The 22,775-nt window shown below is 70.0% G+C and carries 20 protein-coding genes and 1 pseudogene; 13 read left to right on the top strand and 8 right to left on the bottom strand.

What is annotated here, in order from left to right:
• Positions 1-51 precede the first annotated feature (51 nt).
• Complete coding sequence (locus tag ACTOQ3_RS06070) at positions 52-669, top strand: HD domain-containing protein (protein ID WP_440082423.1); 618 nt, start codon at positions 52-54, stop codon at positions 667-669.
• A gap of 64 nt (positions 670-733) precedes the next feature.
• On the opposite strand, the gene ACTOQ3_RS06065 is transcribed toward ACTOQ3_RS06070, so the two are convergent.
• A complete protein-coding gene (locus ACTOQ3_RS06065) occupies positions 734-2,164 on the bottom strand; it encodes a serine hydrolase domain-containing protein (protein WP_440082422.1) in 1,431 nt (476 codons plus the stop codon).
• Between the two features lie 293 nt (positions 2,165-2,457).
• Between ACTOQ3_RS06065 and ACTOQ3_RS06060 the strand changes: the two genes are divergently transcribed.
• The 3 genes and pseudogenes from ACTOQ3_RS06060 (at position 2,458) to ACTOQ3_RS06050 (ending at position 4,167) form a co-directional block, all read left to right on the top strand.
• Positions 2,458-2,925, top strand: coding sequence for an SRPBCC family protein (locus ACTOQ3_RS06060; protein WP_440082421.1), 468 nt, complete (start codon positions 2,458-2,460; stop codon positions 2,923-2,925).
• Positions 2,926-3,373: 448 nt separating this feature from the next.
• Positions 3,374-3,616 (top strand): annotated as a pseudogene (locus ACTOQ3_RS06055) (IS256 family transposase); the annotation flags it as partial.
• Positions 3,617-3,669: 53 nt separating this feature from the next.
• Positions 3,670-4,167, top strand: coding sequence for an HAD domain-containing protein (locus ACTOQ3_RS06050; protein WP_440082420.1), 498 nt, complete (start codon positions 3,670-3,672; stop codon positions 4,165-4,167).
• 194 nt (positions 4,168-4,361) lie between these two features.
• Here ACTOQ3_RS06050 and ACTOQ3_RS06045 read toward each other — a convergent pair whose 3' ends face one another.
• Positions 4,362-4,979 carry a DUF6461 domain-containing protein gene (locus ACTOQ3_RS06045; protein WP_440082419.1) on the bottom strand — a complete coding sequence of 206 codons (618 nt, stop codon included), beginning with the start codon at positions 4,977-4,979 and terminating at the stop codon, positions 4,362-4,364.
• Positions 4,980-5,308: 329 nt separating this feature from the next.
• Between ACTOQ3_RS06045 and ACTOQ3_RS06040 the strand changes: the two genes are divergently transcribed.
• The 7 genes from ACTOQ3_RS06040 to ACTOQ3_RS06010 all read left to right on the top strand — a co-directional run bounded on the left by ACTOQ3_RS06040 (position 5,309) and on the right by ACTOQ3_RS06010 (position 13,194).
• Positions 5,309-5,803, top strand: coding sequence for a hypothetical protein (locus ACTOQ3_RS06040; protein WP_440082418.1), 495 nt, complete (start codon positions 5,309-5,311; stop codon positions 5,801-5,803).
• A gap of 319 nt (positions 5,804-6,122) precedes the next feature.
• The gene (locus tag ACTOQ3_RS06035; RefSeq protein ID WP_440082417.1) at positions 6,123-6,683 is read left to right on the top strand and encodes a hypothetical protein; all 561 of its coding nucleotides are present in this window, start codon (positions 6,123-6,125) and stop codon (positions 6,681-6,683) included.
• Complete coding sequence (locus tag ACTOQ3_RS06030; RefSeq protein WP_440082416.1) at positions 6,676-10,518, top strand: hypothetical protein; 3,843 nt, start codon at positions 6,676-6,678, stop codon at positions 10,516-10,518. The genes ACTOQ3_RS06035 and ACTOQ3_RS06030 overlap by 8 nt, the downstream gene beginning before the upstream one ends.
• Before the next feature lie 67 nt (positions 10,519-10,585).
• Positions 10,586-10,909, top strand: a complete 324-nt coding sequence (locus ACTOQ3_RS06025) for a hypothetical protein (protein ID WP_440082415.1) — start codon at positions 10,586-10,588, stop codon at positions 10,907-10,909.
• Positions 10,906-11,703, top strand: a complete 798-nt coding sequence (locus ACTOQ3_RS06020; RefSeq protein ID WP_440082414.1) for a N5-glutamine methyltransferase family protein — start codon at positions 10,906-10,908, stop codon at positions 11,701-11,703. The genes ACTOQ3_RS06025 and ACTOQ3_RS06020 overlap by 4 nt, the downstream gene beginning before the upstream one ends.
• A gap of 1 nt (position 11,704) precedes the next feature.
• Complete coding sequence (locus ACTOQ3_RS06015) at positions 11,705-12,514, top strand: PIG-L deacetylase family protein (RefSeq protein WP_440082413.1); 810 nt, start codon at positions 11,705-11,707, stop codon at positions 12,512-12,514.
• 14 nt (positions 12,515-12,528) lie between these two features.
• Positions 12,529-13,194: a glycosyltransferase gene (locus ACTOQ3_RS06010; protein ID WP_440082412.1), complete on the top strand. Its 666-nt coding sequence runs from the start codon at positions 12,529-12,531 to the stop codon at positions 13,192-13,194.
• 190 nt (positions 13,195-13,384) lie between these two features.
• Here ACTOQ3_RS06010 and ACTOQ3_RS06005 read toward each other — a convergent pair whose 3' ends face one another.
• From ACTOQ3_RS06005 to ACTOQ3_RS05980, 6 genes are all read right to left on the bottom strand, one after another.
• Complete coding sequence (locus ACTOQ3_RS06005) at positions 13,385-15,043, bottom strand: glycoside hydrolase family 43 protein (RefSeq protein WP_440082411.1); 1,659 nt, start codon at positions 15,041-15,043, stop codon at positions 13,385-13,387.
• 256 nt (positions 15,044-15,299) lie between these two features.
• Positions 15,300-15,422, bottom strand: coding sequence for a hypothetical protein (locus ACTOQ3_RS06000; protein ID WP_440082410.1), 123 nt, complete (start codon positions 15,420-15,422; stop codon positions 15,300-15,302).
• A 44-nt stretch (positions 15,423-15,466) separates the two neighbouring features.
• Entirely contained in the window at positions 15,467-16,840 is a 1,374-nt protein-coding gene (locus tag ACTOQ3_RS05995; protein WP_440082409.1) for a glycoside hydrolase family 5 protein, read from the bottom strand.
• Between the two features lie 36 nt (positions 16,841-16,876).
• Positions 16,877-17,701, bottom strand: a complete 825-nt coding sequence (locus tag ACTOQ3_RS05990; protein ID WP_440082408.1) for a carbohydrate ABC transporter permease — start codon at positions 17,699-17,701, stop codon at positions 16,877-16,879.
• The gene (locus tag ACTOQ3_RS05985; RefSeq protein ID WP_440082407.1) at positions 17,698-18,561 is read right to left on the bottom strand and encodes a carbohydrate ABC transporter permease; all 864 of its coding nucleotides are present in this window, start codon (positions 18,559-18,561) and stop codon (positions 17,698-17,700) included. The genes ACTOQ3_RS05990 and ACTOQ3_RS05985 overlap by 4 nt, the downstream gene beginning before the upstream one ends.
• Positions 18,562-18,696: 135 nt before the next feature.
• Positions 18,697-19,995, bottom strand: a complete 1,299-nt coding sequence (locus tag ACTOQ3_RS05980; RefSeq protein ID WP_440082406.1) for an extracellular solute-binding protein — start codon at positions 19,993-19,995, stop codon at positions 18,697-18,699.
• Between the two features lie 175 nt (positions 19,996-20,170).
• Here ACTOQ3_RS05980 and ACTOQ3_RS05975 point away from each other — a divergent pair, with 175 nt between their 5' ends.
• Both ACTOQ3_RS05975 and ACTOQ3_RS05970 read left to right on the top strand, forming a co-directional pair.
• Positions 20,171-21,181 carry a LacI family DNA-binding transcriptional regulator gene (locus ACTOQ3_RS05975; protein ID WP_440082405.1) on the top strand — a complete coding sequence of 337 codons (1,011 nt, stop codon included), beginning with the start codon at positions 20,171-20,173 and terminating at the stop codon, positions 21,179-21,181.
• Between the two features lie 276 nt (positions 21,182-21,457).
• Positions 21,458-22,729, top strand: coding sequence for a glycoside hydrolase family 30 protein (locus tag ACTOQ3_RS05970; protein ID WP_440082404.1), 1,272 nt, complete (start codon positions 21,458-21,460; stop codon positions 22,727-22,729).
• Positions 22,730-22,775: the final 46 nt, after the last annotated feature.

The following is a 22,775-nucleotide window of genomic DNA, read 5'->3' as shown; positions in this document are numbered from 1 at the left end:
CGCCCGCCGATGTCCCGGCGTGAGCCGGAGACGATCCTCTACGCTCTGCGCATGATCCACCGAGAGGAAGAGGGGACTTCCGTGGCGGAGGAACTGTCGAGGCTGACGGGCCTGCTGTACGAGATCGGCCTGCTCAAGCGCTACAAGCGCACGGGCTGGCTGGTCGCCGGGGTACGGGACCCCGAGAGCGTCGCCGACCACTCCTTCCGGACGGCGATCATCGCGAGCGTGATCACCGCGCTGGAGGGCGGCGACCCGGAGCGGGCGGCGTTCATGAGCCTGTTCCACGACACCCAGGAGACCCGGATCACCGACATCCACCACCTCGCCAGGCGCTACCTCACCGCGGCCTCCAACGAGGAGGTCACCGCCGACCAGGTACGCGGCGTCCCCGGGCCGGTGGCGCGGATGGTGAGCGGCGCGGTCGGCGAGTACGAGGAGAAGGCCAGCCTCGAGGCCGTCTGCGCCCGTGACGCCGACAAGCTGGAGTGCCTGATCCAGGCCATCGAGTACCGCGAGCAGGGACACCAGAACATGCAACCGTGGATCGACAGCTCACTCGCGGCGCTGAGGACACCCTCCGCCAAACGCCTCGCGGACGAGGCGCTCGGCACGGGCTCGCTGGAGTGGGTGAAACGCGTCCTCGACAACGAGGACCCGGACACCTGACATCGAACCGATCCCGGGTGACGAGACATCCCGTGGCCGACACCTGCGAGCCCGGTCAACGTCACTACGCGACGTCGGGCCGTGTCATCAGCGGCGACCGCAGATGCGACGCCAGGCTGGGGCCGGTCAGGGGCACGGTGTTCCACGTCGCCACCGCTGTCCCCGCCTCGGCGTCGACCACCAGCCGAACCCGGTGCGGGGTGGTGATGACGTAGAGCTCGGCGACGAACGTGTCGCCCCGCCAGGCGCCGGTCGCGACGACAGGGCGGCCGAGCGGCGAGCCTTCCCGCCATTCGCCGTGGCCGACCTCGACGTCGAGGAACGACCCGAATCGCAGCAGCCATCCACCGTCCACGGGATCGACGATCACCGTGGTTCCGTCGGGCAGAGCCGAATCCTCGGCGGAGGCGTCGAGTCTCGCCTTGACGGAACGCTCCGGGGCGGCCGAACCCGGCACCGGCGCGAACGACAGCCGCCGCAGCCGATCGGCGAGGACCTCGTCGTCCCGGGTGCTTCCCGCGTGGTCCGTGCCGGGCAGCAGGCACTCCCATATCGCGTCGAGCATTGCCTGTGCCTGCGTGTGGGCGCCGGTCACGGCGACCACGAGATCGTGCGACGGGACGACCACGCATTGCTGGCCGAAGGAGCCGTCACCGTGGTAACCGTGACGCGACATCCAGAACTGGTAGCCGTAACCGCAAAGGTAGTCGGCGTCCCCCGACCCGTCCTCGAATCGCAGCGTCTCGATGTGCCGTCTGGTCGCGAGCTCCACCCATTCGCGCGGGACGAGCCGCCGGTCGCCCCAAAGGCCTCCGCGCAGCAGCAGTTCGCCGAAGGCGGCGACGGCCTCGGTCGTGAGGTGCAGTCCGTGGAATCCGAAGGCGGCACCGCTCGCCACCCGGTCCCATTCGGCGTGGTCGACGCCCATCGGCGTGAAGAGGCGCTCGTCGAGCAGTTCCGGGAGGCCCCGGCCCGTGACCCGTTCCACCATCCGGGCCAGGACGAAGGTGGTCGGATTGTCGTAGGCGTGCCGTGTTCCCTCGGCCTCGGGAAACGGTACGCGCAGGAAGCCCTTCACCAGGTCGCCCGGTTCCAGGCGCCAGGCCTCGGCGAGGCTGTCCGTGCGGTGTCCGGCCGTCATGGACAGCAGGTGGTGAACGGTGAGGCGGCGTCCCCGCTCCGAGATGCCGGCCGGAACGTGGTCGGGCAACACGTCCACCACCCGATCGTCCAGCGAGAGCAGCCCGTCGGCGATCGCGAGCCCCACGGCGATCGAGGTGAACGACTTGGTCAGCGAGTAGAGAAGGTGCGGGCGCTCGGCCGAGTACGGCGCCCACCAGCCTTCGGCGACGACGTGACCGTGGCGTACGACCATGATGGAGTGACACTCGACGGATCGCGCTTCGAGCCGGTCCAGCAGCGCGGTGACCGCACGGGACGACATCCCCGAGGCGGCCGGTGTCGAGCGCGGCAGCAGGGCGCGCTGAGAAGGCATCCGGGCACCCTAACAAAACCGTCCGACCGAGTTACGAGACATGCCTCGGAGCCGCCGACTACGCGAGGCCCGCGCCGGGCGAACGCCGGTTCCCAGGGCTCTCGTTGCGATCCGACCCCGTTCGGCCCCGTTCCTGAGGGGCCGGCTGCGCCCGTCGGTCCAGGTGGAACCGATCTGAACGGGCAGGATCAGAACTGCCGACGCGGTTTGTTCTTCCCGCGCGACATCCAGTCGGTCATGACAGGAAGCGACCCAGAAGGTTCCGCTGGAGTGCGCCGCCTTAGGCTTGACGCATGCCGGGCTTTGAGATTGTCACGCATGTCATGGCGCCACCGGAACGAGTCTTCGACATCTCGCTGGACGTGGATGTCCACGCGGCATCAATGGTGGGATCTTCCGAGAAAGCGGTCGGAGGTGTGACCACCGGCGGCTTGAGACTAGGCGATACCGTTACATGGGGGGCGCGACACTTCGGCATCCGTTGGCGAATGACGTCTACGATCAGCGCCTACGATCGCCCTGCTCATTTCGTCGATGAGCAGGTGTCAGGACCTTTCGAGCACTGGTATCACGCTCACCATTTTCAGCCTTGCGGCCACGGCGGCACGGTGATGAGCGATGTCGTCGAATTCGCCGCGCCTCTCGGTCCTCTCGGAAGGATCGCCGAAATGCTGGCTCTCCGTCACTACATGCCGAAGTTGATCCGGGTTCGCAATCAGTACATCAAGCAGGTCGCCGAAGCCACGCTCACGGCTGATTGAGAATATCCCCGTTACCGGGGTGCAGAGGATATGCCGCGTGCAACGGGACCGCCGGCCCACGCTCCGGTGGTTACGACCCAGGACTCACCGTTGCCTCCGCGCGGGAACTCGTCGAAGCTCTCGCCGCCGCTCCAGCCACTGTGAGGTCCAGGGATCGGTGGCGTGCCGTCTACGTCGTCATGAAGCGGGTGTCTTACCCCGGAGGTGAGTCCGAGGTCTCGGGCAGTGGCGTCTTCCTTACACGCGACGACGCCGAAGACTTCCGAACCCTCGTCCAACAAAAAGTCACCGACTGCTGGATCGAGCAACTGCCGATCGCTGTCTGAGCGTCCGCGCGGGAGCAATGCTCAGAACCTGTGGATCGGCTCGGGAGCCTACCCTCCCGGGTGATCGGTTCGAAGGTCACCGAGTAGGCCGACGTCGGCACGTCGGCTGGGAGGGCACGCCCATGCTTGCCGTAGTCAATGCCGCTGGCACGGCGTCGAACGGTTCTTTGATCGATGAGATCGTCCGGGAGGGAGCAAGGCGGATGCCGGCCGCCGCCCTGGAGGCCGAGGTCAACTCCCATCTGGCCGGGTTGGCCGACGCTCGTGACGCCGATGGCCGTCGTCTGGTGGTGCGCAACGGGTTCCACGGCGAGCGGACGATAGCCACCTCGGCCGGATCGGTGCAGGTCAAGGCGCCTCACCTGGTCGCCCTGGCGCGTGCCGGAGCCCCCTTCGAACGTGACGAGGTCACCGCGGCATGACCGGCCATACCGAACGCCCGCTGCTCTTCCTCGACGTCGACGGGCCGCTTCTCCCGTTCGGCGAGGATCCGCAACGCGCACCGCGGGTTGCTGCACCGGACTCCCGCTTGGCGTGGCTCACCTCCGGGGTGGGGCGTCGGCTGGCGGCACTGCCCTGCGAACTCGTCTGGGCCACGACCTGGGAAGAGGAGGCGAACGCCGAGATAGCACCCCGGATCGGGCTGCCGCGACTGCCCGTCGTGAGCTGGCCGGAGCCAACCCGCCAGCATGAACGTGAGGACCAATGGTTCGGACTCTGCTGGAAGACCCGAACCTTGGTGAACTGGGCGGGCGGACGCCCGTTCGCCTGGGTCGACGACGAGATCACCGATGCCGACAGGGAGTGGGTCTCCGCGCACCATAGCGGCCGGGCTCTCCTCCACCACGTGGAGTCGTACCAGGGACTCGCCGACGAAGACTTCGCAGCCCTCGATCAATGGCTTCGAGCCCTGTGAATCACCCGCAATCCACAGGGTTTGCCAATCGCTCTCCACGCGGTCGCTCACCCGCTCGTCGCGATGACCGGGCTGTCCCGTCGCGCAACTCCGTTCGGTGAGAAGCGCTTGCAGGTTCCTCCAGTTCCACCGCGTACTGAAGGACGTTGTGGAAGACAGCCCGCTTACGCCGGATCGGGTTCGCAGCCGCCGCATCAACCCTGAGCCCGACAAGTCCCGACATCGCCTCCCAGCAGCGGCCCGTTCAAGACCTCCTGGGTCAACATGACACCGGTCAGTCGCGCCACGAGCATCAGGGCCCCGTCCACTCTCGGATGTCTGACGGTCCTCTCCTCATTGTCCTCGTCCGTCCCGTCTCCCGGCGCGTACGCAGGGTCGAAGCCCGCCTCCCTCATCAGGCTCACCAGCCGATCAGGATCGCTCCCGTACCGCCATGCGGGAATCATCGGGTTGAACGAGGTCACCACCTGCCCGTCAACCGCGTACGCGAAGCGATCGGCCGCGTAGTCATGCCGCAGAACCGACACGGCCTCCGACCCGGCCGACAGCGTTTTCACGGCGTCGAGCGCATCCCAGCCGGACTCCTCGATGAGCACGGCCCAATCGCCCAGACGGCCCGCCAGGAGCGTGTCGGGGAACAACCCCTCGTCGACCAGCTCCTCGTAGGTGAGTGGCCTGATGCTGCTTTCCTCGGCACCCACACGCCGAAGCGCCTCAGCCTCATCGAGCCCACGCACGAAGGTGAGGCACCACAGGTCGCCCAACCCGTGGTCATCGGCGAGCCAGGCGACATCGGCGTAACTGATCTCCACGTGTGTGCTCCCTGCGGATGCTCCGGATGTGCCGCCACGGTAACGCTCAGATCCGACAGCCACGCCACCCTTCAGGGCCCTACGACCTCGCGCGGCGTTCGCCTTGGTCGGGGCACCCGGGATCCGGGACGGACCGGCGGGCGAGGCGTACGCGTCCGCGCGGGTGAGGAGCCGGTTCGGGTCGCGGTCCGGCGCCGTCCCGTGCCGTTCCGGACGGACCGAGCGCGTCCGTTGGTCCGGGCCGAACCGATCGGGACGGGCAGGATCAGAGCTGCTGACACGGTTTGGCTAGCATCCATGCTTGCCGGACGGACACGATGGAGGACGGCGTGGTGATCGTGCAGCGGATCGTGATCCGGTGGACCAAGCAAGCGCGTGGCGCCGAGGAGGCCGCGCGCCGACGTGAGATTCCCTCGGCGTTCGAGCTGCCGCCGACGCCCGACGCGCCGCTGGTCGTCCACGATCTTCTCGCCGACGAGCGGACCGGATACGCGCCCACCGTCGCGGCCGACGGTCGTTCGTTCCCGGCGCAGCTCAACGGGCTGCGGTTCCAGCTGTCCGGAGCAGCGGTCGAAGTGAAGCGAACCCCGGTGTGGGCCGCGTACCCGACCAACCGTCACCCCGGCCGGGTGTTCCTGCTCCACCCGGGAGAGCGTGCGCGTTACCGGGCCAACTTCCGCTTCAGCGGCTACGGCACTCAGTGGTACTACGAGCAATGGACCGTCAACATCGCTCACGAGCCATGGCGGCGTGACCTTTTCCTGGCGGAGAAGGTAGACCATGACAAGGACGAGCGGGTTTCCTTGTACGGCGGGTACCGCTGACCCACGAGCGACATACCTCAGGACGCGTGAGCCGGCCAGATACCCGCGATACGCGCCGCCCCTGCCGGATCGACCGATCATCTCGGCCCCCATCCGTCTTTCGATCCGTAGGTTCAGGGGTCGGATCCCTGGCACCCCACTCCTGATGAATTGGGCGGACTTTCCGGATCCATGATCAGGAAACCTGCCCGAACTGCATTCACAGGCGCAAGGGGTGGGCCGCACACGCTTCAACCGGAATGTGGATCTCCGGGTGCGCGGGGTTGCCGTGAATTACCATGGAGGCGGCCGGTGGCCGTGAGGACCGGGAGGGCCCAGGATGGCGCTACAGGGAGTAGCCGTTCACGGCAGCGCACTGACGCTCTGTTCCGGGGAGTCCGCGGCGGAGGTCGCCGTCTTCAGGGATGAGCGGGGAGCCGTGCTGCGAGGGCGGCCCGGGGAGAACGCCTCAGTGCTGTTCGCGGTTCCGACGCTCACCGTGAAGCTGGGGCCGGACACCGGGGACAACTTCCGGTCACTGTTGCGGATGGTCTACGTGCTCTGGCGGGGAGAGGGGGCTCGGCCCACACGGGTGACCGTCAGTGACGGGCCGAACGTCGTGTACGTCGCGGACGTCGAGAATCTGGGCGAGAACGAGCACGACGGCGCGCTGCCGCCCGAATACGAGGAGAGCGATCCCGCGGACTTCGACATCGAGGCCGTGGTGCAGTCGAGCATGCGGCTGGGCGTCTCCCGGTGGCCCACCGCGCGCGCCGACGGGTCCAGCCCTTCGGTCCTGTGGGGCATCGCCATCCGGGTCGACGTGGTCTTCGAAGGCGCGGGCTCACCGGAGATCCTCTTCACCACGGCGGGGGCCGACTTCACCGTCCCCGATGAGTGATCGTCGCAGCCGGGGACCCGAGATCGGGTCGGTGACGGCCTCCGGCCGAGGCCTGGCCGTCGGCGCCAACTACGGGACCGTCCAGCAACTCTTCTTCCACGGCCAGTTTACGCGACTGCGCGACTCGACGGTCGCGCTCGACCCGCTCCCCAGCGACCTCCGGTTGCGCAATCCAACCGCCCCTGCCGACCCGCTCGGCATGTTCACCGGCCGGGGCTGGCTACTCGACCGGATCGACGCCTTCATCACACGGTGCGTCACCCGCGGGCACGGCGCCTACCTGCTCGTCGAGGCTGAAGCCGGGATGGGGAAGTCGGCCCTGGCCACCTATCTCGCGTTCGCCCGGGGATGGCCCACCCACGCGACGAGACTCGGCGTCGTCAGTCCCGAGGAGACTCGGACGAACCTGGCCGCCCAACTGATCGCCCGCTGGGGTCTGGCGGATCTGGCCCCCGAGGGGCTCCTCCCGACCGGCCACGACACGACCAGGTTCCTCTACAACTGCCTGATCGAGGCGGCCCGCCGCAGGGACACCGGCGAGCCGGGAATCCCGGTCGTCCTGGTCGTGGACGGGCTCGACGAGGCGCCGCCGCCGGAATCGGGCCAGATGCCCTTCGGCCTGCCCATGAGCCTGCCGCCGGGCACGGTCGTCATAGCGACGAGCAGGCCCGGAGTCCCGATCCCACGACGCCCGGGCCTCGAGGTGACCCGGATCAACGTGGAGAGCCAGTCCAACCGGGCCGACCTCATAGAGCATCTCGACCGGGTCACCCTGGGCGACCCGCTGGTCTCCGACGCGCTGGCCAAGGCGCGGGTCGACCGGGAGCGGTTCCGCCGGACCCTGGTGGAGCGCTCCGCCGGTGTGTGGATCTACGCGGTCTCCGTGCTGGACCAGATCCGGGACGGCGACCGTTCGCCTGCCGACGTGGCCGGGCTTCCGGATGGCCTCGCCGGCTACTACGCCGACAACATCGCCCACTGGCAGGCGCGACTCGCCGAACAGTGGGCGAGCATCGGCCTGCCGCTGCTCGCCACGGTCGCCGCGGTCCGCGACGCCCAGTCCGCCGCGACCCTCGCCGACTGGGCCGGGGTGCCACGGTCCGCTGCTCTCGCCCTGTTGAACGGCTCGTTCAAACCGTTTCTCGCGGTGCGTCCCGGCGGTGACCCGGACGTCTACACGATCCGCCACCAAAGTCTGCGCGACCTGTGTGAGGGACGGCTGCCGGCCGACACGCTCGACGACGGACTCCGCTTCCTCGGCCACGAACTGTCCGTGGCGACCCGCGAGGCCCACGAACGGATCATGCTGGCGCTGACTCCGCCCGGCTCCCCCGCCGATCGCGCCTGGCCCCGCGAGAACCGCTATCTAAGCGCCAACCTGGCCGAGCACGCCGCCGCGTGCGGACGCCTCGACGAGCTGGTCGGGGACCCCGAGTTCCTCCTGCTGTCGGGCGTCCCGGCGCTGCTGCGGCTGCGGCGGTCGCTGACGACGAGAGCCGGGCTGAAGGCGGTCTCCGCGCTGGAACTGGCCTCGAACTCCTGGGGTGAGCAGCACGACGACCAGCTGCACTGGATCGGCGTATCGGGCCGCAAACTTCGGGCTTCCGCGCTCGCCGACGCCGTCCACGCCAAGCTTCCGCGATCCTGGTATCCCGCCGACGCGGCGTGGTCGGGAACCAGCCATCGCGCGCTGTCCGGCCACACCAACCGGGTGACGGCGATGGCCCTGGTGCCGCGCGCGGACGGCACGTTCCTGCTCGCCTCGGCCGGTGAGGACCGCGTCGTCCGGCTGTGGGACCCCGAGACGGTCGCACCCGTCGCGACACTGACCGGCCACACCGGAGGCGTCACCGCACTGGTGGTGGTGCAGCGCATGGACGGCACGTCCCTGCTCGCCTCGGCCGGTGAGGACCGCGTCGTCCGGCTGTGGGACCCCGAGACGGTCGCACCCGTCGCGACACTGACCGGCCACACCGGAGGCGTCACCGCACTGGTGGTGGTGCAGCGCATGGACGGCACGTCCCTGCTCGCCTCGGCCGGTGAGGACCGCGTCGTCCGGCTGTGGGACCCCGAGACCGCCGCACCCGTCGCGACACTGACCGGCCACACCGGAGGCGTCACCACACTCGCGACCGTGCCTCGGCCGGACGGCACCGGCCTGATCGTCTCGGCCGGACTCGACCGTTCGGTGCGGCTCTGGGATCCCGAGACCGCTGAGCCGGTCGCCGTCCTGGGGGGGCACACGGGAAGGGTGACCGTGCTGGCCGCGCTTCGGAGGCCGGACGGCACCGCCTTCCTGGCCTCGGCGGGAGCCGACCGGACCATCCGCCTCTGGGACCTGGAGACGGTCACGCAGACCGCTGTCCTGACCGGTCACACCGACGGCGTCACCGCGCTGACGAGCGTCCCGCGGCTCGACGACGTCCCGCTGCTCGCCTCGGCGGGAGCCGATCGCACTGTCCGGCTCTGGAACCCCGGCACGGGCGAGCAGGTCGCGACGCTCACCGGCCACACCGGACGGATCCAGATGCTGACGACAATTCACCGGCTGGGCGGTGCCTGCCTGGTCGCCTCCGCCGGCACCGACCGGACGATCCGGCTGTGGAGTCCCGGCAACCCGAACTCCGTCGCCACCCTCACGGGGCACTCCGACAGCGTCGCCGTTCTCACCGAGGTGGAACGGCCCGACGGGACCCATCTCCTGGCGTCGGCGGGCGCCGACAAGGCGGTGCGCCTCTGGGATCCGGAGTCGATCGACCTGGCCACCCTGCTCAGCGGCCATACCGGCGGGATCGACGCCCTGACCGTCCTGACCGGGGTGGACGGCGCCCGGTTGCTGGCCTCCGGTGGCAACGACCGCACGGTCCGGGTGTGGAGCACCGGGCCCGTCGACGCGTTCGCCATCTGCTCCGGACACACCGGCAAGATCCGCGCGCTGGCGGCCGTCCCGGGGCCGGCGGGATCAGAACTGCTGGCCTCGACCGGCGACGATCGCACGGTCCGGCTCTGGAACCCTGGCACGGGCGAGCAGGTCGCGACGCTCACCGGCCACACCGGACGGGGAATGGCGCTGGCAGCCGTGCCCCGCGCGGGCGCCGGCGCCCTGCTCGCCTCGGCGAGCGGAGACCGCACGGTCCGGCTCTGGAACCCCGGCACGGGCGAGCAGGTCGCGGTCCTCACCGGGCACACGGGCGTCGTCACCACTCTCGCCGCGATCTCCGGGCCGGACGGTGGCGCCCTGCTGGCCTCGGGGGCGGAGGACCAGACGGTCCGGTTGTGGGACGCCGGGACCGCCGCACCCATCGCCGTCCTCAACGGCCACACCGGAAGGGTCACCGCGCTGACGGTGCTCACGCTGCCGAGCGGCGGGCGCGTGCTCGTCTCGGCGGCCAGCGACCGCTCGGTGCGCCTGTGGGACCCGGCGGCGGCCGCCGCGATCGCCGTGCTGACCGGTCACACCGACGGGCTCAACGCGCTGACCGTTGTGGAGCGAGCGGGTAGAGCCCCGCTGCTCGCCTCCGCGAGCGACGACCGCACGATCCGGCTGTGGGACCCCGAGAGCGCCCGTCCGGTCGCGGTCCTCACCGGCCACGCCGCCAGGGTGACCAGGCTGCTGACACTCCCCCGGCCGGACGAACCGCCGCTCGTGGTCTCGGCCTCCAGCGACCGGACCCTGCGCCTGTGGAACCCCGAGACCGCCGCACCGGTCGCCACGCTCACCGGCCACACTGGCGGGCCGAACGCGATGGCGACCCTCCCTGACGGCCACGGCGCCCCGCTTCTCGTTTCCGCCGGGGACGACGGAGTGATCATCGTCTGGCGGGGTTCTCGATGAACGGATCGTTGCCGACCCCGGAAAACCGCGCTGTACTGTTCTTCTGAAGGTCCGGCAAGGAGGCGGGATGTCGAGACAGTGGAAGGCCGCCTCGGGCGGCATCGTGGCGTTCATCGCGGCCGGTGTCGCGGGCGTGGCGGGCAATCAGCTCTCGGACTCTCCGCTGTGGGGCTGGCTCGGATTCGTGGGAGCCCTGCTCGTCGGAGCGGCTGCCACGGCCTGGATCGCGCTGAAGACCTCCGACGCCGGCCCCTCCCCGCAAGGCGCACCCTCGCAGGGCGACATGCGTGTGGGCACGGTGACGGCCTCGGACAGCGGAACGGCGATCGGCATCAACTTCGGCGAGGTCCGGACTTCGCGGCCGGATCCGGAGACGCCGCCGAACCCATGACCGCGCAGACCGTCGGCTCCGAGGTCCAGCACGCGACGGAGACGCTCACCATGGTCGGATGCGAGACCCCGCGGGCCGACGCCGAAGAGATCGTGGCCGCTGTCCTCGGGTGCGACACGGCCGGCCTGCATCTCGACGGTTACGTCTCCGGCGACGACGGCAGGCGTATCGCCGAGTACGTCGCGCGCAGGAGCGCCCGCGAGCCGCTGGCCTACATCACGGGCCGATGCCGGTACCGGGGGCTCGTGCTCTCTGTCGACTGCCGAGTCTGCGTCCCCCACCCGCAGAGCGGCCAGCTCGTGAACGTCGCGCTCCGGCTGCCGGCGGGCGCCCGCGTCCACGACGTGGGCACGGGAGCGGGGAACATCGCGCTCGCGATCAAAAACGAACGGCCCGACCTGACCGTGACCGGCTCTGACGTCTCCGCCGAGGCTGTCGGCGTCGCCCATGAGAACGCGGCGCGGCTGGCGCTGGACGTCGCCTTCATGGTCGCGGACGGGGTCCCCCCCGGCGACTACGACCTGATCGTCGCGGACCTCCCGTACGGAGACGACAGCGGGACTCTCGTCCCGCAGTCGCCCGAGAACCGGCACCAGCCGCAGGTCGCCCATTTCGGCGGCGCTCGCGGCCACGAGACCATCGCCGCCGTCGTCCGGAGAGTCCGTACGGGCACGGCTGTCGCCGTCCAGCACGCGGTCGGGCAGACCGACGAGGTGCGGGCGCTCCTCGCCGAGCCCGACACGTTCGGCGACGCCCGCTTCTCCGCCCGCTTCACCGTCGGCCGGGTCCGCTGAGGTGGCGGAGACGGCGGACATCCCCGGGCACCCCGGCGTCGTCATCGTCTCGCCGCATCTCGACGACGCCGTCCTCAGCGCCTGGAGCGTGCTCTCGGGGGCGACGCCCGTCCTGGTCGTCACCGTCTTCGCCGGCATCCCGGAGTCCGGGTTCGTCACCGATCTCGACCGCCGGCTGGGCGCCACCGATTCGGCGGAGAAGGTGCGGATCCGCCGCCGGAACGACGCGGCGATCCTCACCTCCGCAGGCGCCCGTCACGCGCATCTCGACCTGCTGGACGTCCAGTTCACGGCCTACGAGCGAGCGGACGTCCGGGCGCGCATCGCCGAACGCCCCTCCGACTTCGTCGAGCTCGTGGCAGGCGAGCCGGGAGCCTCCCCGGAATCGATCCTGGCGGGCCTCCGTCCCCACGTGGGGCCGGAGGCCGTCGTCTACGGGCCTGCCGGAATCGGCGGGCACCCCGACCACCGGGCTGTGAGCCGGGTGATGCTCGCGCTCGCTGGAGAGGTCCGGGAGCTCCGGCTCTACGCCGACAGCCCCTACTTCGTCAGGCACGGCCTTCCCAGCTGGATCGGCGGGGCGGACAACCCCGAGGCCGACCGGCTCGTCGCCCGGACGCTCGCAGAACTGGGCGTCGCCGGGGCCCGGCGGACGGTCACCGAACTGACACCACCCGAACTCGCGGCGAAGATGCGCGCGCTCCGCCGCTACACCACCGAGTTCCCCACGCTCGAAGCGCATTTCACCAGAGAGCCTGCCACCCCGGCCATGGCCGGATACGAAGTGTCCTGGAACGTCTCCCGCGAGTGAAAGCCGAGCCGGCAATGGTCCCTTCCTGGAGCCTGGTCGTCCCCGCACGCGATTCGGAACGAGACATCAAACATGTGGTGAGATGCGGCCGGAAGGCCGGCGCCCGGCAGATCGTCGTGGTGGAGAACGGCAGCGGCGACGCGACGGCCAGCCGGGCACGCGAGGCAGGCGCGACGGTCATCACCAGCACGCCGGGCAAGGGCCGCGCGGTGAAGGCGGGCCTGCGGTACGTGGAGCGGTTCGGCCACGACGCCGTCGTCACCTCCGACGCCGACCTCTGGGCGCTCGACTCCGATCTGCTCAAGCGGACGGCCGAGGCGGCTGCGGTGACGCCCGTTCGCGGCGAATGGGACCGGCCCGGCCGTGCGGGCGCCCTGCTCCTCCCGCTGATGGAGGAGTCCGGCATCGACACGGGAGGCGTCTCCCCCGCCGCCCTCCTGTCGGGCCTGGCCGGATACCCGATGCCGTTCCCCCTCCCCCTCGACACCCTCCCCGACGACTACGGCTGGGACCTCGCCACCGCCCTCGACCTCCTGGCCGCAGGCCGGCCGATCCGGACCGTCCCGGCGGGCCCCCGCCTCCACCGCCCCGGCGACGAATCCCGCATTTCGACGATAATGATTGACTTGGCTCAGGTCTGCGTTGCCCGCTCCCGCCTCGGCGACCAGATCCTGGATTGAGACGAGGCTTCGGGTGAACCGCTTCCGAACTCATCACAGGGGCTTGAACCAGGAGTTCTCCGGAGCGGCTGCGCAGCTCGGTGATACGCGTTCGTCGGCCCGCCGGAGTGGGTGACACGTCCTCAGCGGAGGGTGGGGCACCCGCTGCTCACCGGCACCACGCCCGTCCGGTTCGCCCGGGTACCAACGGTCATCCCGAAAGTGGCAGGTATTCGAACCAGTCGAAGGCGGCCGTGCTGGTGCTCGGGTGGCCGTTGGAGGAGGCGTAGAGGCCGATCATGGCGCCGGTGAAGCCTCCGGCGACGGTCGAGCCGAGGACGCGACCGTCCACCGGGGCCGCGAGGTCGGTCCACTCGCCGGGGCGCAGCGCGTAGCGGGCCTGGTAGTCCTGGCCGTGGGCCTCCACGCCCAGCCACAGCGGGCCGGACGGGACGACGTCGGCGCGGGCCAGGAGGGTGTCCGTGCCGCCGGAGCGGCGGGTGAGTTCCAGGCCGTGCGCGGTGAGGACGAGCGTGATGTGGAAGTCGTCGTTCTGGAACAGGACGAGCCCGGCGCACTCCTCCCCCCGCGGGCGGAACTCCATCACCGTGTGGGCCGCGAAGGCGATGTGCTGCTGCCGCCGGGCGACCAGGCTGGGCGCGGCCCGCTCGCGCAGGGTCTGCGGTCGCAGCCGCAGGGTGAGACGGCTGCCGGCCAGGTTCCAGTACGGTTCGCGGGGCGTGCGCAGGTGGTTCCACACCGGTGCGAGGCGCGGGGCGTCGAAGTGGTCACAGGCGGGGGTGGCGGGCCAGCGGCGCGCGGGGGTCGAGGGGGCCTGCGCGTACGGTTCGACCTGGTCGAAGACCGGCCAGTCGTCCTCCCAGCGGACGCGGGTGAGGAAGGTCTCGCGGCCCAGGTTGTAGCCCTTGGAGGCGCGGACGGCGGCCGTCGTGGACTGGTCGCCGGCGGATCCACCACGGGAGTCGCCGTCCGGGAAGCCGACGGATCCGGTGTGGGGACGACCCTCAGTGGGAACGGCGGGAGCGGCGGGAGCGAGAGGAGCGGGGAGAGCGCCGTAGGGGCGGGTGGCGAGGAGGACCGACCACCACTCGCCCTCCGCGTTCCGGACCAGGTCGGGGTGGCCGACGCTGGTGATGGGGTGGCGCAGCCCGAGGTGGCGGTGGGTGAGAACGGGGTTGCGCGGGTTGCCCAGGTAGGGACCGGTGATCCGCTCGGCTCTCGCGACCATCACGGCGTGGTCCTCGGCGGTGCCGCCCTCCGAGGTGAGCAGGTAGTAGAAGGCGCCGATCCGGTAGATGTGCGGGCCCTCGCACCAGACGCCGCCGCGCTGCGCCGCCTCCCAGATCACGTGTTCCTCGCCGAGCAGCTTGAGCGTGGCCGGGTCGAACTCGCGCAGCCAGATCTCGCTGTCGCCGTCGTAGCGCCCGTCGTCCCTCGGCCGGGTGCCGGTCATCCAGGCGCGACCGTCGTCGTCGAAGAACAGCGAGGGGTCGAAGCCCCGGGTTTCGGGGAACCACACCGGCTCGCTCCACGGCCCGGCCGGGTCGGTCGCGGTGACCAGGAAGTTGCCCGGCTCGTCCATCAACGTGGTGATCATGTAGAAGACGCCCTCGTGGTGCCGGATGGTGGGGGCGTAGATGCCGCCGGACGGCCGTACGCCGTCCAGGTCGAGCTGGGACGGCCGGTCCAGGACGTGGCCGAGCTGCCGCCAGTGCACGAGGTCGCGGCTGTGGAAGATCGGTACTCCGGGGAACCACTCGAAGGACGAGGTGACGAGGTAGTGGTCCTCGCCCACCCGGCACACCGAGGGGTCGGGGTGGAAGCCGGGGATGACGGGGTTGGTGTACACGAGACTCCCTTGGTGTCCGAATCTTCCTTCGAGGGTCCCGGTGACTCGGGGCGGGGTCGGCGTGGCGGACGTGTCAGGGACCTGCCCCGGGCCTTCGAGCGTCACGGAGGTTCCCCGGAGACGGGTGATCCTCCGAACCCGGGTTCCCGGAAAGGGGTGCCGGACCCCCACCCCCCTGAAGGCCGGGCCCGGCACCCCCCGGAGCCAGGCCCTGTCCCCCCGAAGGAGGACGGACCCGGCAGCATGGCGGTCGTGTCTACCTGGCGAGCCGGAGCACCTCCCGCCTCGACGTGTCGACGTGGCTCCGCCCGGCCGGGTCGCTCCAGGTCGCGGCCGTGCGGGTGGTGCCCGTGGCGTCGTCGGCCTGGACGGTGCGCATCTTCCCTGGGCTCCTCGGTCAGGTAGGTAGGAGTGGAACCCGCCTCAGGCGCCGCGCAGGTTCTCGGCGAGCAGGTCGAGCAGCGGCTGTCGCCGGACGCAGCGGGCGAGGGCGAAGGAGTCGGCCAGGGCGGTCAGTTCCTCGTCGGAGCAGCCGCGCAGCAGCTCCGCGTACTCGGGAAGCAGCGCCTGCGCGATGAGGATGTGCCGGATCAGGTCGTCGGTCTGGTAACGGGCGCCCCACGGGTAGGGGTCCCAGGACGGGAACTCGGTCTCCATCAGCCGGTGCAGCGGGGCCAGCTCGCTCGCCGACTCCTCCATCGTCGAGCCCCACCGGTCGGCGCCCAGCCGCCCCTTCTTGGCGATGAAGTCGCCGAACCGGCTCATGTACGGCTCACCGGCGCTGACCAGGCCCTGCAGCCCGACGTCCTTGTAGGTCCACAGCGACCAGCCGGCCTCGTAGGAGTCGAAGATCTCCAGCTGGTCGCGGAGGATCTGGTAGCGCTGCCGGTCGATCTCCGGGTCCCCGGTGTAGACGGGCCCGAACTCGCCGACCCAGATGGGGGTGCCGGTCTCGCGCTGGAAGACGGTCCGCCGCTCGAAGGATCGCTCCAGCTGCTCCCGGTCCACCCACTCGCCGCGGGTGTGGCCGGGGTAGGGGCCGCCGTGCGCGAACCCGGCCAGGGCGTAGTCGTGGCAGACGAAGACCGTGTTCTCGTACACCTCACGGAAGATCGAGAAGTCGGTGGAGTAGGTGTTGCCGTCCAGGAACAGCACGTGCTTCGGGTCGACGGCGCGGACGGCCTTGACCAGGCGGTCGTAGAAGGGGCCGACGACCCGCCCGCTCCGGTCACCCGGCTCGTTGATCGGGTTGTATCCGGCCACCCAGGGGTTGTCCCGGTACCGGTCGGCCACGACCTCCCACAGATGGACGGCGCGGTCCTGGAAGTGCCGATGCTGCCAGAACGCGGCGACGTGGGTGGGGTTGTCGGAGTGCCAGTGCTGGTTCTGCGCGCCGGGCAGGGCGTGCAGGTCGATGACGCTGTGGATGCCGTGCTCGGCGAGCAGGCCGATCACCCGGTCCAGGTGGCGGAAGCCGTGCTCGACGATCTCGAAGGGGCGGTCGTCGGACTCCAGGTGGCGGTAGTTGATCGGGATGCGGACGCAGTTGGTGCCGAGCCCGGCGAGCAGCGCGGCGTCGTCCGCCCCGAAGAACGAGGTGAGCAACCGGTCGAAGAACAGCTCGGCCCGGTCCTCCCCCAGGACCTCCCGGACGGCCTCGCGCATCGCGGACTCGTTGGCCGGGTAGCCGGTGATGAAGTTCTCCATGTTCAGCCAGCCCCCGAGGCCCACTCCACGCAGCCGTACCGGGGTGCCGGCCGAATCGACGAGACGCGATCCGGCGACACTCAGGGTCATGGTGTCTCACTCTCTACTCAGGCGATGAGATTCGGGTCAGCCCTTGGTGGCACCGGCGGTGAGGCCGCTGATCAACTGACGCTCGGCGACGGCGTAGAAGGCCAGAGCGGGCACCATCGCGACGATGACGTAGGCCAGGACCCTGGCGATGTCCGTCATGTACTCCCCCTGGAACTGCTGGACGCCGAGCGGCAGGGTCCACAGGCTGGGGTCGTTGAAGACCACCAGCGGAAGGAAGAAGTTGTTCCAGCTCGCCACGAGCGCCAGCACCGAGACGGTGGCCAGGGCGGGCTTGGCGATCGGCAGCAGCACCCGCCAGAAGAAGCCGAAGGAGGTGCAGCCGTCGATGATGGCGGCCTCCTCGATCTCCCTGGGGATGGACCGGAAGAACGTCCGCAGGATGATCACGGTGAGCGGAAGGCCGAACGCGGCCTGCGGCAGGATCACCCCGAGCGGGTTGTCCAGCAGGCCGAACGTGCGCAGCAGGACGAACAGCGGCAGGATCGCCACCGCGAACGGGAACATCAGCCCGATGGCGAACAGCGTGAACAGGAACTCCCGGCCCCGGAAGGCGAACCGGGCGAACGCGAAGGCGGCCATCGCCGACAGCCCCACGACCAGCACGGTGGTCGCGACCGCGATGAACAGGCTGTTGAGGAGCTGGCGCCAGAACGCGCCGGAGACGATCACGTCGGTGTAGTTGTCGGTGACCCACGGGGAGGGCAGGCCCAGCGGGTTGGTCGACAGCTGGCCGGAGGTCTTGAAACCGCCGAGCAGCCCGTACAGGAAGGGGATGACGATGAAGACGGCCGCCACCCAGATGACCGCGTGGATCGGGAACGTGCGGAGCCGGGCGATCATCGGCGGTCCCCCATGGTGGTGCTGGCCCCCTCCAGGTCCCGGCGCAGGACGAACCGCTGGTAACCGAGAGCGAAGACGAGACTGATCACGAACATGACGACGCTGATCGCGCTGGAGTAGCCGATCTGGGATCGTTTGAAGCCGTACTCGAACATGCTGACGGCCATGGTCTCCGAGGCGTGCGACGGACCGCCGCCGGTGAGGATCCAGACCAGGTCGAAGAGCTGGATCGTGCCGATGACGGACAGGAACGCGCTGACCCGGATGGTGGGGCCGAGCAGCGGCAGGGTCACGTGGCGGAACACGTTCCAGCCACCGGCGCCGTCGATCCTCGCCGCCTCGCTCAGCTCCTTGGGGATGCCCTGCAGTCCGGCCAGATAGATGATCATGTGGAATCCGAAGTACTTCCAGGTGATCACCAGGAACAGCGAGAACATCACGGTGTCGGGCTCGGACAGCCAGGTCCAGGGCTCCATCCCCCAGGAGACCAGCAGCTGGTTGGCCATGCCCGTCTCGGGCGACAGGATCATCGAGAACAGCACGCCGATGATCGCCTCGGAGAGCATGTACGGCGCGAAGAACAGCAGGCGGTAGAAGGCCCGCCCGCGGATCCGCTGGTTCAGCATCACCGCCAGGCCCAGCGAGAGCGGCAGCTGCACCAACAGGCCCAGCACGATCAGGATGGCGCCGTTGCGCAGGTCGCCGGCGAAGATGTCGCTCTGGAACAGCCGGGTGAAGTTGTCCAGGCCGATGAAGTTGCTCGGCGGGCCGATGCCGTTCCACTTGAAGAGGCTGGTGTAGCCGGCCACCAGGATCGGCAGCAGCACCAGGAGCGCGAACAGGATCAGCGCGGGGAGCACGAACAGGATCGCGGTGACCCAGCCGCGACCTCGGCGAGAGCCGCCCCGCCCCCGCCCCGCGGCGGGCCGATCGGGGTGAGGGGCCGGACGTGCGTCCGGCCCTGTCGTCGTCGTCACCGTTTTCATACCGGGCGGCTACTCCGACTCCGACTTGGCCGTCTCGGTGATGGCCTGGACGACCTCCTCCGGCGTCTTGGTGCCCCCGATCAGCTCGGCCACGACGTCGTTGACCTCCTGGCCGACGGCCGGCGGGTACTCCTGGTCGAGGTAGAGCTGGAAGCCGCTCGCCGCCGCGAGGGTCTCGGAGACCGTCTTGATGTGGGGGTCGGTGACGGCCGCCTCCTCACCCGTCTTGAGCACGGGCAGGACTCCTCCGGCCTTCACGGCCTTGCTGTGGTTCTCCGGCTTGAGCGCGAACTTCAGGAAGTCCAGCGCCGCCGGCGGGGCGTTGACGCTCACGGCGAGGCCGCCCCCGCCGCCGAACGCGTCGCCCGCGGCGCCCTTGCCCCCCTCCACCGCCGGGAAGGGGAAGAAGCCGAGGTCGTCGCCGAGGCCCTTGCCGGAGTCCTTCTGCACCGACGGGGCCCACTGGCCCATCAGCTCCATGGCGGCCTTGCCGTTCGACACGTTCGCGGACTGGCCGTCGGGGGTGGAGTAGTCGGCGCCCAGGAAGCCCTTCTGGAACGGCTGGAGGTCGACGAGTTCCTTGAGTTTCTGCCCGGCGGCGACGAAGTCGGGACCGGTGAAGTCGTTGGTGGTGCCGGCCTGCTTGAGCGCGTCCAGCCCGGCCACCCGCATGGCCAGATAGGCCCAGTAGTAGTGGCCGGGCCACTTGGCCTTGCCCGCGAGGGCGATCGGGGTGGTCCCGCTCGCCTTCAGCTTCTTGACCGCGTCCAGGTACTCGGTCCAGGTGGCGGGCGGGGTGGTGATTCCGGCCTTCTTGAACAGCGCCTTGTTGTACCAGAAGCCGACCATGCCGATGTCGATGGGCAGCCCGTAGGTCTTGCCGTCGAACTGGTAGGCGGCCAGGGCCGCCGGGGTGATGCCGCCGATGACGTCACCGGCCTCGGACGACAGGTCCTTCACCAGGCCCGCGTCGATGTGCTGCTTCAGGACGCCGCCACCCCAGGTGGAGTACAAATCGGGTGCCTTGCCCGACTGGGTGAGCGTGGCGAGCTTCGGCTTGTAGGAATCGTTCTCGATGGAGATGTTCTTGATCGTCACGTTCGGGTGGGCCGCCTGGTATTCCTTGATGGCATTGGCCCAGAACGTCTTCATGGGATCCGCCGTCGCCAGGTTCCAGAACTCGAAGGTGACCTTCTCCGAGCCGGTGCTCGCGCCTGCCTGGGCCCCCTCGCCGTCTCCGCTCGTACTGCAGGCTCCGAGAAGCAGAGCGGATGCCGCCAGAGCCACCACGCCTCGCCGACTCAGCATGGATATCCCCTTTCGGGAGTTTGCTTGAAATTTTCACATATTCCCCGAATATTTCGTGATCCGGAGAATAGGTAAACTCGTGGTTACGCGTCAATAGCCCCGTGGTAGTGATCCCGGACCGTGAGAACCACCTCCCCGGGAAAGCCTCCGAAAGGTTTCAGTTAGTATTCGCCGCATGCCAACCAAGCCGCGCGTGACGATCGCCCTGATCGCCGAGGAGGCCGGGGTCTCCGCGCCCACGGTCTCGAAAGTCATCAACGGTCGGCCCGAGGTCGCGTCCGAGACCAGGCAGCGGATCGAGCACCTGCTGCACAAGCACGGCTACCGGCGCAGGACCGGTCAGGGCGACGCCCCCGTCGGCCTGGTCGACCTGGTCTTCACCGAGATCGAGAGCCCGTGGGCGATGGAGCTGGTGCGCGGCGTGGAGACCGCCGCCCGCGAGGTCGACGCCGGGGTGGTCGTCTCGGTCCTGCACAGCCACGCGGGACCCGGCAGGGACTGGGTGGAGCGGATCGCCGCCCGGCGCACCGACGGGGCCATCCTGGTCGGCTCCCGGATCAGCGCCGACCAGCACGGCCAGCTGGCCGCCAGGTCCATCCCGTTCGTGGTGGTGGACCCGGAGGGCGAGCCGCCGCCCGGGGTCGCCTCGGTCGGCGCCACCAACTGGAACGGCGGCCTGGCCGCCACCCGGCACCTGCTGGAGCTGGGCCACCGCAGGATCGGGATGATCGGCGGCCCCGCCGACATGCTGTGCAGCCGGGCCCGCGTCGACGGCTACCGGGCGGCGCTGGAGACCGCGGGGATCGCGGTGGACGCGGCGCTCATCAGGTACGGCGACTTCCTGGTCGGCTCGGGCCGCGACCACGGCCACGCCCTGCTGTCCCTGGACGAGCCGCCCACCGCGATCTTCGCCGGCAGCGACATGCAGGCGTTCGGCGTCTTCGAGGCGGTCAGGCAGCGCGGCCTGCGGGTCCCGGACGACCTGTCCGTGGTGGGCTTCGACGACCTGCCGCTGGCACGTTCCGCGTGGCCTCCGCTCACCACCGTGCGCCAGCCGCTCCAGGAGATGGCGGCGCTGGCCACCCGGATGGTGCTCGGCCTCGACCGCGGCGGGCACGAGCCCCGGCGGGTGGAGCTGGCCACCGACCTCCTCGTCCGCGAGAGCACCGCCCGCCCGGCCGGCTGACCGCCCCGCGGCCCCGCCGCATCCGGCAGCCGCCTGCCCGGCGATACCGTCCGACCGGCCCCGCCCGGCGACCCCGCCCGCGCCGCGAGGGGCTGTTGACGACCGCTCTCGAAACATTTACGGTACTTGTCACGAAATGTCTCGGTAATCTTGTGAAACTTTCGGAAAGCGGGTTTCCGCATGTCTCGACGTCACAGGGCACTGCTGACACCGGTCCTCGTACTTCCTCTCCTCGGGTTCAGCCCTGCCCCTGCGGAAAGCGCTTCCCATGTTCGGGTGGACCATCACGGCGTTCTCCAGCGGATCGACGGCTTCGGCTTCTCGCAGGCGTTCCGGCGTAACGAGCTGGTCCGCGCGCTGCCCGCCGCCAAGCAGCGGGAGATCCTCGACCTGTGGCTCAGCCCGGAGAGGGGCGCCGGGCTCAGCATCCTGCGCCTGGGCATCGGCTCCTCCCCCGCCGGCAGCCCGTACGACCTGATGACCTCCATCCAGCCCGAGGACCCCGGCGGGCCGGGCGCGCCCCCGAAGTACGTCTGGGACGGCGACGACGGCGGCCAGGTCTGGCTGGCCAAGGAGGCCAGGCGCTACGGCGTGACCCGTTTCTACGCCGACGCCTGGAGCGCCCCCGGCTACATGAAGGACAACGGTTCCGACAGCAACGGCGGGAAGCTGCTCCCCGAATGGCGGCAGGCGTACGCGAACTACCTGGTCCAGTACGCGAAGTTCTACGCCACCGAGGGCATCAGGATCACCGACATCGGGTTCACCAACGAACCCGACCTCACCGTCTCGTACGCCTCGATGCGGTTCACCCCCCAGGAGGCCGCCGAGTTCGTCAAGGTGCTCGGCCCCACCGCGGCCCGTACCGGGCTCAAGGTGATCTGCTGCGACGCCGCCGGCTGGTCCCAGCAGCGCGAGTACACCGCCGCCATCGAGGCCGACCCCGTCGCGCGGCGGTGGGTCGCCACGCACGCCGGGCACCCCTACGTCAGCCCGGTGGACGGCCCGCTGCCCACCGACCGGCCCGTGTGGATGTCGGAGTGGTCGCCCAACGGGACCACCTGGAACGAGGCGTGGGACGACGGCAGCGGCTACGACGGCTTCGCGGTCGCCCAGCAGATCCACGACTCGCTCACCCTGGGCAGGGCGAACGGCTACGTCTTCTGGTTCGGCGCCTCGCGCGGCACCACCCGGGGACTGATCCAGATCGACGAGGCCACCGCGACCTACCGCGTCTCCAAACGCCTGTGGGCGCTGGCCGCCTACAGCCGCTTCGTCCGCCCCGGCGCGGTCCGGCTCTCCGTCGCCTCTGCCGACCCCGCGCTGAAGGTCACCGCCTTCCGCAACGCCGGGGGCTCGGAGGTCGTCGAGATCCTCAACACCTCCACCGCCCCCGTCACCACCAAGATCACCACCCGGCCTGGCCGGGCCACCGCCTACCTGACCGACGCCGAGCACTCGCTCGCCGCCACCCCGCTCCCCGGGCTGAGATCCGGCAGGACCCTCACCCTCGCCCCGCGTTCCCTGACGACGGTGGTCGTACGGTGACGCACCCGCCCGCGGGCGGTCTCCGGGCCTCCGGTCGCGCATCGTG

The sequence above is a fragment of the Streptosporangium sp. LJ11 genome, from assembly GCF_051918945.1.
Classification (GTDB): Bacteria; Actinomycetota; Actinomycetes; order Streptosporangiales; family Streptosporangiaceae; genus Streptosporangium.
The sequence above is the reverse complement of the archived record's forward strand: the minus strand, read 5'-3'. Positions and strand labels throughout refer to the sequence as shown.

Bases quoted from the DNA above. Each gene is read 5' to 3' on its own strand.
- ACTOQ3_RS06025 (WP_440082415.1), top strand. From the start codon at position 10,586: ATGTCGAGACAGTGGAAGGCCGCCTCGGGCGGCATCGTGGCGTTCATC.
- ACTOQ3_RS05990 (WP_440082408.1), bottom strand. From the start codon at position 17,701: ATGATCGCCCGGCTCCGCACGTTCCCGATCCACGCGGTCATCTGGGTG.
- ACTOQ3_RS06000 (WP_440082410.1), bottom strand. From the start codon at position 15,422: ATGCGCACCGTCCAGGCCGACGACGCCACGGGCACCACCCGCACGGCC.
- ACTOQ3_RS06035 (WP_440082417.1), top strand. From the start codon at position 6,123: ATGGCGCTACAGGGAGTAGCCGTTCACGGCAGCGCACTGACGCTCTGT.
- ACTOQ3_RS06070 (WP_440082423.1), top strand. From the start codon at position 52: ATGATCCACCGAGAGGAAGAGGGGACTTCCGTGGCGGAGGAACTGTCG.
- ACTOQ3_RS05980 (WP_440082406.1), bottom strand. From the start codon at position 19,995: ATGCTGAGTCGGCGAGGCGTGGTGGCTCTGGCGGCATCCGCTCTGCTT.
- ACTOQ3_RS06020 (WP_440082414.1), top strand. From the start codon at position 10,906: ATGACCGCGCAGACCGTCGGCTCCGAGGTCCAGCACGCGACGGAGACG.
- ACTOQ3_RS06030 (WP_440082416.1), top strand. From the start codon at position 6,676: ATGAGTGATCGTCGCAGCCGGGGACCCGAGATCGGGTCGGTGACGGCC.
- ACTOQ3_RS06050 (WP_440082420.1), top strand. From the start codon at position 3,670: ATGACCGGCCATACCGAACGCCCGCTGCTCTTCCTCGACGTCGACGGG.
- ACTOQ3_RS06060 (WP_440082421.1), top strand. From the start codon at position 2,458: ATGCCGGGCTTTGAGATTGTCACGCATGTCATGGCGCCACCGGAACGA.
- ACTOQ3_RS05995 (WP_440082409.1), bottom strand. From the start codon at position 16,840: ATGACCCTGAGTGTCGCCGGATCGCGTCTCGTCGATTCGGCCGGCACC.
- ACTOQ3_RS06065 (WP_440082422.1), bottom strand. From the start codon at position 2,164: ATGCCTTCTCAGCGCGCCCTGCTGCCGCGCTCGACACCGGCCGCCTCG.
- ACTOQ3_RS05975 (WP_440082405.1), top strand. From the start codon at position 20,171: ATGCCAACCAAGCCGCGCGTGACGATCGCCCTGATCGCCGAGGAGGCC.
- ACTOQ3_RS06010 (WP_440082412.1), top strand. From the start codon at position 12,529: ATGGTCCCTTCCTGGAGCCTGGTCGTCCCCGCACGCGATTCGGAACGA.